The sequence below is a fragment of the Novosphingobium sp. genome (genome assembly GCF_030699305.1).
Taxonomy (GTDB): Bacteria; Pseudomonadota; Alphaproteobacteria; order Sphingomonadales; family Sphingomonadaceae; genus Novosphingobium.
In genome coordinates this window covers 202,281-214,334 of record NZ_JAUYNB010000010.1, presented here as the reverse complement: position 1 = coordinate 214,334, position 12,054 = coordinate 202,281, and the positions used below count along the sequence as shown (strand labels likewise).

The window sequence follows — 12,054 nt, the reverse complement described above, 5'->3', positions numbered from 1 at the left end:
GGACAGCGCGCGCGTCACGCCCCGCCCAGCAGCCGCCTGCTGGCAAGATCGGACGTGGCATAAGCCTCCTGATGATCCACGCTCCAATAGCGCAGCGCGTCGAGCAGGATCGGCTCCCCCGACATGGCGCAAGTCACGTACTTGCCGGGCGTCAGCACGCGAAAGCCGTTGGGCTGGTAAAACAGGGTGGCGGCGCGATCGGATTGAGACATCAGCATGGCCGCACCCTAGCCGGGGTTTGCGATCAGAGCAATTTGCCCTGTTCAGGCGCTGCCGGTTTCGGGGCGGGCCGGGGTTTTGGCGCGACGGGCGGGGCGGCAACAGGCGGCACAGCTGCGCCGCCAACCGCCACGTCCAGCACCCCGTCCCTGAAATGCAGCGCCAGCGCGGTCTCGCCCGCTGCCGCGCCGCGCGTGATCACCGTGCGCCCATCCGCGCTGGTAACCCGGACATAGCCGCGTTCCAGCACCCGGTCCGGGTTGAGCGAGGCGGACAACCGCGCCAGGCCGTCCAGCCGCTCCTGCCCGGCGGCGATCCGCTGCGTTACCAGCGCGGGCGACAGCCGCGCCGCCGCCAGCCGATCACGCGCGCGCGCCACCCGCGCGGCCAGCAACGGGGCGGAAAGCCGCGCCGCATCGGCCTGCAAGGCGGTCCGGGCCGTCGTAATGCGATCCTTCAGCCCGCGCCGCAGCCGGTCGGCCAGATCATCGAGCCGCTGGGCGGGGACGCTGAGCAAGGCTTCGGGCCGCGGGAGCCGCTCGGCCCGCACCGCCAGCCGCTCACGCCCCAGCTTGACCGGGCGGATCACGGCGCGGCGGGTACGCAGCGCCAGTTCGGCCAGCTGGCCCAGCAAGTCCTCACGCACCGGGACCGCCATTTCCGCCGCTGCGGTGGGCGTCGGCGCACGCACATCGGCGGCGAAATCGGCCAGCGTGGTGTCGGTTTCGTGGCCCACGGCAGAAATCACGGGAATCGAACAATCGGCAATCGCCCGGACGACGACTTCCTCGTTGAACGACCACAGATCCTCGATCGAACCGCCGCCGCGCGCGACGATCACCAGATCGGGGCGCGGAACCGGTCCGCCGGGCGCGATGGCGCTGAAGCCCCGCACGGCTGCGGCCACCTGGTCCGCCGCGCCCTGGCCCTGAACCAGCACCGGCCAGACCAGCACATGGCTGGAAAAGCGGTCCGCCAGCCGGTGCAGGATATCGCGAATCACCGCGCCGGTGGGCGATGTGACCACGCCGATGACACGCGGCAGGAAAGGCAAAGCCCGCTTGCGCGCGGGATCGAACAGCCCTTCCGCCTCCAGCCGCGCCTTGGTTTTTGCCAGCAGCGCCAGCAGCGCGCCTTCGCCCGCGATCTCCATCCGGTCGATCACGATCTGATAGTTGGAGCGGCCCGGATAGGTCGTCAGCTTGCCGGTCGCGATCACTTCCACCCCGTCTTCGGGCAGGAACGACAGGCGCTGGGCATTGCCGCGCCACATCACCCCGTCGATCCGGGCGGTTTCGTCCTTCATCGACAGATAGAGGTGGCCCGATGCCGCCCGCTTGACCCCGGACAGCTCCCCCCGGATGCGGACAAAGCCGAACCGGTCCTCGACCACGCGCTTCAGGGCGGCGGAAATCTCGCTGACAGACAGCGCAGCGGCGTTGTCCCCAGCCGGTTCCTTCGCTACCAGCCCGCCAGCATTGTATTCATCATCATGGGAACGGGGACCGGGCATGAACATCCTGCTGCTGGGATCGGGCGGGCGCGAACATGCGCTGGCGTGGAAGCTGGCGCAATCCCGGCTGTGCACGAAACTGTTCGCAGCCCCCGGCAACCCCGGCATTGCCCAGCATGCCGAGCTGGTCCGGCTCGATGCCGCAGATCACGCCGCCGTGCTGCAATTCTGCGCCGATCAGCGCATCGGCCTGGTAGTGGTCGGCCCCGAAGCGCCGCTGGTTGACGGGTTGACCGACGCCTTGCGCGCCGCTGGCGTCCCGGTGTTCGGGCCGAGCAAGGCCGCCGCCCAGCTGGAAGGCAGCAAGGCTTTCACCAAAGAGCTGTGCGAGCGCCACAATATCCCCACCGCCGGGTTCGTTCGCGTGGGCAGCGCGGCCGACGGGCTGGCCGCGCTTGACCGGTTCGGCATTCCGGTGGTGATCAAGGCCGATGGCCTGGCCGCCGGCAAGGGCGTGACCGTCGCACTGACCCGCGCCGAGGCCGAAGCCGCCGTCGCCGACATCTTTTCGGGCAAGTTCGGCGAAGCCGGGGCCGAAGCCGTGATCGAGGAGTTTCTGGAGGGCGAGGAAGCCAGTTTCTTCGCGATCACCGATGGCCACACCATCGTGCCGTTCGGTTCGGCGCAGGATCACAAGCGCGTCGGCGACGGCGATACCGGCCCCAACACCGGCGGCATGGGGGCCTATAGCCCCGCCCCGGTGCTGACCCCGCTGCTGGAAGGCGAGGCGATCGAACGGATCGTCGCCCCCACGGTCAAGGGCATGGCGGATGAAGGGATGCCCTATTCGGGTGTGCTCTATGCCGGGCTGATGCTGACCAGGGACGGCGTCAAGCTGATCGAATACAATGCCCGGTTCGGCGATCCCGAATGCCAGGTACTGATGCTGCGGCTGGAATCGGATCTGGCCGAACTGCTGCTGGCCGTGGCCGAAAACAGGCTGGCAACGCTGCAACCACCGCGCCTTTCGCCGGATACCGCACTGACCATCGTGATGGCCGCCGCTGGCTATCCCGGCACGCCGGAAAAGGGCGGAGCCATTCGCGGGATTGATACGGCTGAGGCAACTGGGGCCAAAGTATTCCACGCCGGGACTGCACTCGACGGCGATCAGCTGGTGGCCAGTGGCGGCCGGGTGCTGAACGTCACCGCCCGCGGGTCCAGCGCTACCGAGGCCCAGTCCCGGGCCTACGCCGCCGTCGCCGCGATCGATTTCGCGGACGGGTTCTGTCGCAGCGACATCGGTTATCGCGAAGTGGCGCGCGAGGCAGCGGAAAAGTCAGCCAGCTAGGCCGTAAACAGCAGACGGCGCTCTCTCCTTGGCGGAGAGAGCGCCGTCGCTGGTCCACTGTGGACAGGCCATTCAGCCCATCCTGATCGCTCTCGCGATAAGCGCCTTACTTGGCAGCTTCGGTCGCGGCAGCAGCAGCGTCCGTGGCAGCAGCCGAGGCATCGGCAGCAGCTTCGGTGGCTTCTTCAGCGGCTTCGGTAGCTTCCGAAGCAGCTTCTTCAGCCTTCGAGCAGGCCGAGAGAGCCAGCGGTGCGGCGAGCAGAGCGAGAGTGAGAACGGTCTTGCGCATTATAGAGCCCCCTTCTGTGTTAGGCGCGCCTAGCTAGCTGAAACCCATAGGCGTGCGCAACTGCGAAAATCAGTCTGCCCGATCAAGCCGTGATTTGACGAGCGCCTTGAGGTCGGCTTCGGGCCGTGCGCCATAGTGCGAGATGATTTCCGCAGCCGCCACCGCGCCCATCGTCAGGCACTCGATGATCGGCCGTCCCGTCACATGGCCGTGCAGGAAGCCGGCCGCGAACAAGTCGCCCGCTCCGGTGGTATCGACCACTTGCGCCACCGGCTCGGCCGGCACCTCGCTGCGCTGCCCGCCCGCAACCGCAACCGCGCCGTGCTCCCCGCGCGTCACCACCAGCACCGGAACCATGGGCGCAAGTTCGGCCAGCCCGGTTTCGAAATCGTCGTGTCCGGTCAGCGCGGCCAGTTCGACGTGATTCGCAAACAGGATATCGACATCGCCGGTTTCGATCATCGCCCGGAAATCCGCACCGTGCCGTTCGATCACAAAGGGGTCCGACAGCGTGAAGGCCACCTTGCGGCCCGCATTCTTCGCCGCCGCGATCGCCCGGCGCATGGCCGCGCGCGGCTCTTCCGGGTCCCACAGATAGCCTTCAAGATAAAGGACTTTCGCAGCCGCAATGGCCTGTTCGTTCAGTGCGGCCGGCGGCAGAAACTGCGATGCGCCGAGGAACGTGTTCATCGTGCGCTGACCGTCCGGGGTCACGAAGATCAGGCACCGCGCCGTCGGCGGTTCATCCGCGCGGGCCGGGGTGTCGAACGCAATTCCGCCAGCGCGGATATCGTGCGCAAAGACTTCGCCAAGCTGGTCATCGGCAACCTGGCCGATGAACGCGCAACTGGCGCCCAGCGCGGCCAGGCCTGCCAGCGTGTTGGCCGCCGACCCGCCCGAAATCTCGCGCGCAGGCCCCATCGCGTCGTAAAGTTCATGCGCGCGGGCCGTATCGACCAGGGTCATCCCGCCACGCGTCATGCCCAGGCGCTCGATCAGGGTGTCATCGCAGGGGGCCATGACATCGACGATAGCGTTGCCGATGGCGATGACATCAAACTGGGTGGTGGACATGGATTTCCTTCAATTGTTGCCCCAAAGCACCCACCGGGCCTAGCGGCCAGTCTGGCGCAGAGCAAGCGTCGCAGCGTTGACAGGGCGCGCCGAGCGGGCGATGCGCCAAGCCCTGACTGCCGCCGCCAGACTGCAAGGAAGCGCCGCCCATGCCTGCCCGATTCGCACTCGCGCTGATCCTGCTGCCGCTGCTCGCCGCGTGCGGTGGCGGTGGCGGCGGAACTGCGGCCGGCAAAGTGCAAAGCGCATCGAAGAAACCCGCTCTGACCAAACCGGCACTGGCCATCCCCCGCCCGCCCATGCGAACCGGCCCGCTGACCGCCCGGATCCAGTCCGCGCCGGGCCTGGAAGGGGTGATTGGCGCCAGTCCGGCCGATCTGATCCGCCAGTTCGGCACAGCCCGGCTGGATGTGTGGGAAGGGGACGCGCGCAAGCTGCAATTCGCCAGCGATGCGTGCGTGCTGGATGTCTATCTGTATCCTGCCGCGCCGGGGCGGGAACCGCAGGCTACTTACGTCGATGCGCGCCGCGCCGGCGACGGGCAGGAGGTTGACCGCGCGGCCTGTATCGTCGCCTTGCGCAAACGCTGAGCGAACCGCCCCGAACCGGGCCGGGCGGTTCAGCTGCGCAGGGGCTCGTCGCCGGTTTCCTCGGCAATGAACTGCAACAACGCCTTTTCAAGCGGATCGAGTTCCTCGTCCGCGTCGATATGATCCAGCAGCCATAGCTCTTCGCTCCCGGTCAGGCGAGCGGCCTCGTCTGCTTCATCCGCCACATCGGGCGTGTGCGGTGTGATGCTGAGCAGGCTGCTGAAGCCATTGCTGGTTTCCAGATCGACATCGCTGCCCAGCATCCGCCGCAGAAACCCGCCAATTCCGGCGCCCGGGCGATTCATGAAGGCTTCCAGATCGCTGGCCCGCTCGCGGCTGAGCGGCTCGCGCCCGCCAAATCCCAGCAGATAGCTGCCGACGCCTTGCACAAACAACTGCTCCCATTCGGGCGCGTTGACGTCATACAGGGTCGCATCCTTCAGCCGGAACAGCAGCTCGGCCTCAGCGCGGCTGGCAGCGGCGGGGCGATCCCCGCCAGCGGCAAAGACCATCCGGCCCAGCAAGCGGCATTCAACATCGTTGATTCCTTTGGAGTCCAGTGCGCCCGCGCGGGTCGTGCCATCACCGGACAGGACCGTATCCTCGATCTGACGCAGGGCATAGGCCTTCAGGCTGTCCGGCACCGACACGGCCCTTTCCAGCACTTTCACCAGCAATTCCAGTTCGGCCATGGATTCAACCCGGCCGTCGTGGTCGATCCGGGACACCAGTTCATCGCCCATCACCTGATCGACGTAGCCGCGCGGCTCCACCGTGTTGACCACGAATTCACACAGCGCATCGACGAAGAAATCGCACCAGTCCGGCCCCGGATTGCGCAGCGCATCGTTCGCGAGGAACAGCGATTCGGCCTCTTCCGGGTCCATCCGCCCGTCGGCCCAGCCCGCACCGCGCAGCGCCAGGATATCCTCTGCGCTGATCGCACCGTCAGTTGCCGCGTGTGCGGCAAGGTCGCGGAAATGCATACTCATGGCGTCTCGCCCCCAAGGTCAGTAACCTGGGTGGTATCGGACAATTTGCTTAAAGCCGGGTTAGCAGGCCCGGCAGGCCGGTCAGACGGTAAAGCTCTCGCCGCAGCCGCATGAGCCCTTGGCATTGGGGTTCTGGAACACGAACCCGGCGGTGAAATCGTCTTCCACCCAGTCCATCGTGCTGCCGATCAGGTACAGCACGCTGCCCCCGTCGATGAAGAACGTGCCGCCGGGCGTCTCGATCCGTTCGTCCAGCGGGTTCGCCGCGGTCACGTAATCGACCGAATAGGCCAGCCCCGAACAGCCCCGGCGCGGGGTGGACAGCTTGACCCCGATTGCATCGGCAGGTGCCTCGTCCATCAGCCTGGCCACCCGCGCTTCGGCGGACGGCGTCAGGATCACGGCGGCGGGGCGCTGGCGGATTGACGGGCGCTCGGTGGTGGTGGTCATTACAGCATTCCCAGTTCGAGGCGGGCCTCGTCGCTCATCTTGGCGGGGTCCCAGGGCGGATCCCACACCAGATTCACTTCGGCGTCGCGCACGCCCGGCACCGCGCTGACGCGCAGTTCCACTTCGGCGGGCATCGATTCGGCCACCGGGCAATGCGGGGTGGTCAGCGTCATGGTCACGATCGCGCCGCCTTCGTCGGTGATTTCGACGCCATAGATCAGGCCGAGATCATAGATGTTGACCGGGATTTCCGGATCGAAAATATCGCGCAGCGCGGCGACGACCGATTCATACAGGTCCCCGCCCGGCGCGGTGCTGGGCACGCCTTCCGGCTTCGCGGCCAGAAACCCTTCCAGATAGTCGCGCTTGCGTTCCAGCTTGTCAGCCGGAGCCTCGATATCGTCGACCTTGGCGCGCGGCGGAGCAGTAACCGCTGCGACTTCCTCGACCGTGAACTTGCTGTCGTCGCTCACCCGAAAATCCTCCTGGTGCGTTCGATCCCGCGCAGCAGCGCGGCGATGTCACTGGAATTGCTGTATAAACCGAAACTGGCGCGGGCCGTGGCGGGCACGCCCAGATGATCCATCAGCGGCTGCGCACAGTGGTGTCCGGCGCGGATCGCCACACCCTCTTCGTCCAATATGGTGCCGAGGTCATGCGGATGCACCCCATCAAGTGCAAAGCTGACAATCCCGGCGCTGTCTTCCGGGCCGAACAGCGTCACGTCGTTGCGGCTGCGCAGGGCAGCGCGCAATTCGGCAACCAGCGCCGTTTCGTGGGCATGGATCGCGGCAACGCCGATCGCCGTCACATAATCCACCGCCGCGCCCAGCGCGATCGCCTCGACAATTGCAGGCGTTCCGGCTTCGAACCGCTGCGGCGGCGGGGCGTAGGTCGTGCGCTCAAAACTCACCCGGTCGATCATTGCGCCGCCGCCCTGCCACGGCGGCATCTCGGCCAGAATCGCGGAGCGCGCCCACAGCGCGCCGATCCCGGTCGGGCCATAGAGCTTGTGCGCCGAGAACACGTAGAAATCGCAATCGAGCGCGGCCACATCGACCGGTAGGCGCGGCACGGCCTGGCAGCCGTCGAGCAGCAGCTTCGCCCCCACCCCATGCGCCAGCGCCGCTGCACGTGGGGCATCGAGGACCGAACCCAGCACGTTGGAAACATGCGCCAGCGCAACCAGCTTGTGCGCCGGCGTCAGCATCGTTTCGGCTGCGTCCAGATCGATCCGGCCATCGGTGGTCAGCGGGCAGACGTCGATCGCAACGCCGGTGCGCTCTGCCAGCAACTGCCACGGCACGATGTTCGAATGATGCTCCAGCACCGACAGCAGGATGCGGTCGCCCGCCTTCAGGTTGGCCAGCCCCCAGGTCTGCGCGACCAGATTGATCGCCTCGGTTGCCCCGCGGGTGAACACGATCTCGTCCTCGCACCCGCCGATGAAGGCCGCCACCTTGCGGCGCGCTTCCTCATAGGCCAGCGTCATGTTGGCGCTGCGGGCATAGACCCCCCGGTGGACAGTCGCGTAATCGCGGCCCATCGCATGGGTCGCGGCATCGATCACCGCTTGCGGCTTCTGCGCAGTCGCGCCGCTGTCGAGATAGTGCCAGCCGCCTGCCAGACCGGGGAAATCGTCGCGCAGGGCAGGGTCCAGCGTCACAGCAAGTCCCCCAGCGCTTTCAGCGCCGCGTCCTGCAAGGTCGCCTCGTCCGCCGCACCGGTGAAGGCTTCGGCGATGAAGGCCTGGAGCATCAGCCGCTTGGCCTCAGGCGGGGTCAGCCCGCGCGACTGGAGGTAGAACAAGCCGTTGCGGTCGAGTTCCCCGACAGCGCAGCCGTGGGCGCATTTGACGTCGTCGGCGTGGATTTCCAGTTCGGGCCGGGCATTGGCAGTGGCCGTCCGGTCGAGCAGCATCGCCCGGACCGACTGGGAACCGTCCGTGCCATTGGCCCCCGGCGCAACGTGGACTTTGCCAAGGTAATTTGCCGTCGCCTGCCCGCCGACGACCGAGCGCACGACCTGACGGCTGACCGCATCCGGCGCGGCGTGGCTGACGTTGGTGATCAGTTCCAGCACTTGCCCGCCGCCGCCCAGTTGCGCCGCGCCGAGCGTGAATTCCGCGCCCGCGCCCAGTTCAGCCCGCACCGCGATCCGGCCATAGGCGCTGCCCGCGTTCAGCACGTGCAGCGCAAACTTCGCGCCCGCCGCCAGCGTGACCGACAACTCGCGCGCGACGGGTGCATCGCCGGTGTTGACGACGCTCAGCGCGGCGGATTGGCCAGCGGCGACGACGATCGCCTCCACCGCGACCGGCCAGACCCCGGCCAGCGCGGTCAGGTCGGCATAGCGGAAATCTTCTTCGCGCCGGGTGGGAAGGGGCTCGGCGCTCATCAGGCCGCCACCGCCTCATAGCCGTGCTCTTCCAGCTGGTGCGCGAGTTCCGGCCCACCGGTCTTCACGATCCGCCCGCCCGCAAGGACGTGGACGAAATCAGGCTGCACATAATCGAGCAGGCGCTGATAGTGCGTGATCAGCAGCACCGCCTTGTCCGGCCGCCGCATGATCGTGTTGATGCCTTCACCGCAGACCCGCAGCGCGTCGATATCGAGACCCGAATCGGTTTCATCCAGAATCGCCAGCTTGGGACCGAGAATCCCCATCTGAACCATTTCCGCGCGCTTCTTTTCCCCGCCGGAAAAGCCGACGTTCACCGGGCGCTTCAGCATGTCCATGTCCATCCGCAGCAACGCCGCCTGTTCGCGCGCCAGCTTCAGGAATTCCCCGCCCGACAGCGGCGCTTCCCCGCGCACCTTGCGCTGGGCATTGGCCGCCTCGCGCAGGAACTGCACGAACGACACACCGGGAATCTCGACCGGATACTGGAACCCCAGGAACAGTCCGGCGGCGGCGCGCTCGTGCGGCTCAAGCGCCAGCAGGTCCTGCCCGTCAAACTCGACCGAACCGCCGGTCACTTCATAACCCGGACGCCCGCCCAGCGTGTAACCCAGCGTGGACTTGCCCGCCCCGTTCGGCCCCATGATCGCATGGATTTCACCCGCGTTGATGGTCAGCGACAGGCCCTTGAGGATCGGCTTGTTGGCGACCGTGGCGGAGAGGTTATCAATCTTCAGCATCAGCGCTTGCCTTGTGCACAATTGGCGAGGAAATCGGCGCGCAGCTCATCGACCAGCGTGCGCCAGCCAGCTTCGACCGCGCGCGCGTCGTCGAGGAGTTTCTGGCGGCCGTCGAGGCCGCTCAGCGCCAGCATCAGGCTGGCCTGCCCGGCCGGGGTCGGATCGCCGCCGGGCCGGGCGAGCAGGCCGGCACGGTCCCGCGCGATGGCCTGTTGTTCGGCATAGGCGGCAGCGGCAAACTGGCTGCGGCGGTGGGGTTCGCCCTTGGTCATCTCCGCCATCGCGCCGCGATCACAGGTCTTCACCGCTTCCAGCGCGGGGACGGCATCGGGACCGGTGAAGGCCGCGGCCAGCAAGATCGACAGCGCGATCATCCGACGCTGCCCTCCAGCGAAATCCCCAGCAGCTTCTGCGCTTCGACCGCGAATTCCATCGGCAGCTGTTGCAGCACTTCCCTGGCAAAACCGTTGACGATCAAGGCCACCGCCTCTTCCTGACCCAGCCCGCGCTGCATCGCGTAGAACAGCTGGTCGTCGGAAATCTTGCTGGTGGTCGCCTCATGCTCGATCTGGGCAGAGGGGTTCTTCACCTCGATATACGGCACGGTATGCGCGCCGCACTGGCTGCCCAGCAGCAGCGAATCGCACTGGGTGAAATTGCGCACGCCCTCGGCCGTCGGGGCCACGCGAACCAGGCCGCGATAGGTGTTCTGGCTCTTGCCGGCCGAAATCCCCTTCGACACGATGGTCGAGCGGGTGCCTCGCCCGTTGTGGATCATCTTGGTGCCGGTATCGGCCTGCTGGTAATTGTTGGTGACGGCGACGGAATAGAACTCGCCCACACTGTCTTCGCCGTTCAGCACGCAACTGGGATACTTCCACGTCACCGCACTGCCGGTTTCCACCTGCGTCCACGATACCTTGCTGCGCGCTCCCTGGCACAGCGCCCGCTTGGTCACGAAGTTGTAGATCCCGCCCTTGCCCTCGGCATCGCCGGGATACCAGTTCTGGACGGTTGAATACTTGATCTCCGCATCGTCGAGCACGACCAGTTCGACCACGGCGGCGTGGAGCTGGTTTTCATCGCGCATCGGCGCGGTGCAGCCTTCGAGATAGGACACATACGCGCCCTTGTCGGCCACGATCAGCGTGCGTTCGAACTGCCCGGTGTTTTCCGCGTTGATCCGGAAATAGGTCGACAGCTCCATCGGGCAGCGCACGCCTTCGGGGATGTAGACGAAGGTCCCGTCCGAAAAGACCGCGCAGTTCAGCGCTGCGAAGAAGTTGTCGCGCACCGGCACGACCTTGCCCAGCCAGCGCTTCACGAGATCGGGATATTCGCGGATCGCCTCCGAAATCGACAGGAAGATCACCCCGGCCTTCTTCAGTTCCTCACGGAAAGTCGTGGCGACGCTGACGCTGTCGAACACCGCGTCCACCGCCACGCGGCGCGCACCTTCGACCCCGGCGAGCACTTTCTGCTCCTCCAGCGGGATGCCCAGCTTCTTGTAGACTTCCAGAATCGCGGGATCGACCTCGTCCAGGCTGGCCAGCTTGGGCTTCGCCTTGGGCGCGGCGTAGTAATAGGCGTCCTGGTAATCGATCGGCGCGATGTTCAGCTTGGCCCAATCAGGCATCGGCATGGTCTGCCACAGCCGGAACGCCTTCAGGCGCCAGTCGAGCATCCATTCCGGCTCGTTCTTCTTGCCCGAGATGAACCGGACGGTATCCTCGTTCAGCCCCTTGGGCGCGAATTCGGTGTCGATATCCGCCGACCAGCCGTGTTCGTAATCGGCCACCTTGTCGGCGGCGTCACGGGCGGCCTGATCCTTCACGGTTACGTCTTCGCTCATCGGACAGTCTCCGCCAGCCGGGCATTTTCCGCCAGCCGGGTCAGGGGCACTTCGGCCAGGGCGCCGCGCACCGCTGCGCCGACCACGCCCCAATGCGGCTTGACCGTGCAGGACGCATCAAGCGCGCATTCATGCCGCGCGTCATCCACGCACGGGGTCAGCGCGATCGGGCCTTCGACCGCTTCGATAATATCGGCGAGCGTGATTGCCGCTGCCGGGCGCGCCAGCTTCAGTCCGCCGCCCACCCCGCGCGAGGAGCGCAGCAGGCCCGCCGCCGTCAACCGGCTGACCAGTTTTTGCACGGTCGGCACCGGCAGCCCGGTTTCCTCGGCCAGTTGCGCCGCCGAAACGCGCAATCCGCCGCAATGGCGCGCGGCGGCGCTCATTGTCACAACGGCATAATCGGCCATGCTGGAAAGGCGCACGGGCTGGGCTCCGGTTAAATCAGACTGATTCCTTCCGGTTTCCCTAGGCGCGTATTTTCAGGATTACAATCGCCTGCTGAGCGCTGCAAAAAAAGAGCGGCTCCCAAGCCAGGCCAGGGAGCCGCTATATAAAGTTTCGAACTCGTTGCACTAGCGCCACGAGCCCTTCGGGTCGCAAGCGGGTCATAAGCACGGGGCCAAGCGTAGGGATTGTATGGA

Annotated in this window: 15 protein-coding genes; 2 read left to right on the top strand and 13 right to left on the bottom strand. The window is 66.5% G+C overall.

The genetic code is table 11. The features are described 5' to 3' along the window. Window positions 1-14: 14 nt before the first annotated feature. The gene (locus Q8Q53_RS03815; protein ID WP_305700424.1) at window positions 15-218 is read right to left on the bottom strand and encodes a DUF2093 domain-containing protein; all 204 of its coding nucleotides are present in this window, start codon (window positions 216-218) and stop codon (window positions 15-17) included. Window positions 219-244: 26 nt separating this feature from the next. After that, the gene (xseA, locus tag Q8Q53_RS03810; RefSeq protein WP_305700423.1) at window positions 245-1,732 is read right to left on the bottom strand and encodes an exodeoxyribonuclease VII large subunit; all 1,488 of its coding nucleotides are present in this window, start codon (window positions 1,730-1,732) and stop codon (window positions 245-247) included. Here xseA and purD point away from each other — a divergent pair. Further along, on the top strand, window positions 1,731-3,023 hold the full coding sequence (gene purD / locus Q8Q53_RS03805) for a phosphoribosylamine--glycine ligase (RefSeq protein WP_305700422.1): 1,293 nt from the start codon (window positions 1,731-1,733) through the stop codon (window positions 3,021-3,023). The two genes, xseA and purD, sit on opposite strands and share 2 nt — an antisense overlap. 106 nt (window positions 3,024-3,129) lie before the next feature. Here purD and Q8Q53_RS03800 read toward each other — a convergent pair whose 3' ends face one another. Beyond that, complete coding sequence (locus Q8Q53_RS03800; protein ID WP_305700421.1) at window positions 3,130-3,312, bottom strand: hypothetical protein; 183 nt, start codon at window positions 3,310-3,312, stop codon at window positions 3,130-3,132. Window positions 3,313-3,381: 69 nt separating this feature from the next. Beyond that, window positions 3,382-4,386 carry an adenosine kinase gene (locus Q8Q53_RS03795; RefSeq protein ID WP_305700420.1) on the bottom strand — a complete coding sequence of 335 codons (1,005 nt, stop codon included), beginning with the start codon at window positions 4,384-4,386 and terminating at the stop codon, window positions 3,382-3,384. Window positions 4,387-4,535: 149 nt separating this feature from the next. Between Q8Q53_RS03795 and Q8Q53_RS03790 the strand changes: the two genes are divergently transcribed. Then, entirely contained in the window at window positions 4,536-4,976 is a 441-nt protein-coding gene (locus tag Q8Q53_RS03790) for a hypothetical protein (RefSeq protein WP_305700419.1), read from the top strand. A 29-nt stretch (window positions 4,977-5,005) separates the two neighbouring features. Here Q8Q53_RS03790 and Q8Q53_RS03785 read toward each other — a convergent pair whose 3' ends face one another. The 9 genes from Q8Q53_RS03785 to Q8Q53_RS03745 form a co-directional block, all read right to left on the bottom strand. Next, the gene (locus tag Q8Q53_RS03785) at window positions 5,006-5,968 is read right to left on the bottom strand and encodes a hypothetical protein (RefSeq protein ID WP_305700418.1); all 963 of its coding nucleotides are present in this window, start codon (window positions 5,966-5,968) and stop codon (window positions 5,006-5,008) included. 81 nt (window positions 5,969-6,049) lie between these two features. Further along, complete coding sequence (locus Q8Q53_RS03780; protein WP_305700417.1) at window positions 6,050-6,418, bottom strand: iron-sulfur cluster assembly accessory protein; 369 nt, start codon at window positions 6,416-6,418, stop codon at window positions 6,050-6,052. Beyond that, window positions 6,418-6,891 carry an SUF system Fe-S cluster assembly protein gene (locus Q8Q53_RS03775; RefSeq protein WP_305700416.1) on the bottom strand — a complete coding sequence of 158 codons (474 nt, stop codon included), beginning with the start codon at window positions 6,889-6,891 and terminating at the stop codon, window positions 6,418-6,420. The genes Q8Q53_RS03780 and Q8Q53_RS03775 overlap by 1 nt, the downstream gene beginning before the upstream one ends. Continuing rightward, a complete protein-coding gene (locus tag Q8Q53_RS03770) occupies window positions 6,888-8,084 on the bottom strand; it encodes a SufS family cysteine desulfurase (RefSeq protein ID WP_305700415.1) in 1,197 nt (398 codons plus the stop codon). Before Q8Q53_RS03770 ends, Q8Q53_RS03775 begins: the two co-directional genes overlap by 4 nt. Next, a complete protein-coding gene (locus tag Q8Q53_RS03765) occupies window positions 8,081-8,815 on the bottom strand; it encodes a SufD family Fe-S cluster assembly protein (RefSeq protein WP_305700414.1) in 735 nt (244 codons plus the stop codon). The genes Q8Q53_RS03770 and Q8Q53_RS03765 overlap by 4 nt, the downstream gene beginning before the upstream one ends. After that, window positions 8,815-9,558 carry a Fe-S cluster assembly ATPase SufC gene (gene sufC, locus Q8Q53_RS03760; RefSeq protein ID WP_305700413.1) on the bottom strand — a complete coding sequence of 248 codons (744 nt, stop codon included), beginning with the start codon at window positions 9,556-9,558 and terminating at the stop codon, window positions 8,815-8,817. Before sufC ends, Q8Q53_RS03765 begins: the two co-directional genes overlap by 1 nt. Next, on the bottom strand, window positions 9,558-9,932 hold the full coding sequence (locus Q8Q53_RS03755) for a hypothetical protein (protein ID WP_305700412.1): 375 nt from the start codon (window positions 9,930-9,932) through the stop codon (window positions 9,558-9,560). The genes sufC and Q8Q53_RS03755 overlap by 1 nt, the downstream gene beginning before the upstream one ends. Beyond that, on the bottom strand, window positions 9,929-11,410 hold the full coding sequence (gene sufB / locus Q8Q53_RS03750; RefSeq protein ID WP_305700411.1) for a Fe-S cluster assembly protein SufB: 1,482 nt from the start codon (window positions 11,408-11,410) through the stop codon (window positions 9,929-9,931). Before sufB ends, Q8Q53_RS03755 begins: the two co-directional genes overlap by 4 nt. Beyond that, the gene (locus Q8Q53_RS03745; protein ID WP_305700410.1) at window positions 11,407-11,835 is read right to left on the bottom strand and encodes an SUF system Fe-S cluster assembly regulator; all 429 of its coding nucleotides are present in this window, start codon (window positions 11,833-11,835) and stop codon (window positions 11,407-11,409) included. Before Q8Q53_RS03745 ends, sufB begins: the two co-directional genes overlap by 4 nt. Window positions 11,836-12,054: the final 219 nt, after the last annotated feature.

Coding starts and splice junctions, on each gene's coding strand:
- Q8Q53_RS03815 (WP_305700424.1), bottom strand. CDS start 218: ATGCTGATGTCTCAATCCGATCGCGCCGCCACCCTGTTTTACCAGCCC.
- purD (WP_305700422.1), top strand. CDS start 1,731: ATGAACATCCTGCTGCTGGGATCGGGCGGGCGCGAACATGCGCTGGCG.
- xseA (WP_305700423.1), bottom strand. CDS start 1,732: ATGCCCGGTCCCCGTTCCCATGATGATGAATACAATGCTGGCGGGCTG.
- Q8Q53_RS03800 (WP_305700421.1), bottom strand. CDS start 3,312: ATGCGCAAGACCGTTCTCACTCTCGCTCTGCTCGCCGCACCGCTGGCT.
- Q8Q53_RS03795 (WP_305700420.1), bottom strand. CDS start 4,386: ATGTCCACCACCCAGTTTGATGTCATCGCCATCGGCAACGCTATCGTC.
- Q8Q53_RS03790 (WP_305700419.1), top strand. CDS start 4,536: ATGCCTGCCCGATTCGCACTCGCGCTGATCCTGCTGCCGCTGCTCGCC.
- Q8Q53_RS03785 (WP_305700418.1), bottom strand. CDS start 5,968: ATGAGTATGCATTTCCGCGACCTTGCCGCACACGCGGCAACTGACGGT.
- Q8Q53_RS03780 (WP_305700417.1), bottom strand. CDS start 6,418: ATGACCACCACCACCGAGCGCCCGTCAATCCGCCAGCGCCCCGCCGCC.
- Q8Q53_RS03765 (WP_305700414.1), bottom strand. CDS start 8,815: ATGAGCGCCGAGCCCCTTCCCACCCGGCGCGAAGAAGATTTCCGCTAT.
- sufC (WP_305700413.1), bottom strand. CDS start 9,558: ATGCTGAAGATTGATAACCTCTCCGCCACGGTCGCCAACAAGCCGATC.
- Q8Q53_RS03755 (WP_305700412.1), bottom strand. CDS start 9,932: ATGATCGCGCTGTCGATCTTGCTGGCCGCGGCCTTCACCGGTCCCGAT.
- sufB (WP_305700411.1), bottom strand. CDS start 11,410: ATGAGCGAAGACGTAACCGTGAAGGATCAGGCCGCCCGTGACGCCGCC.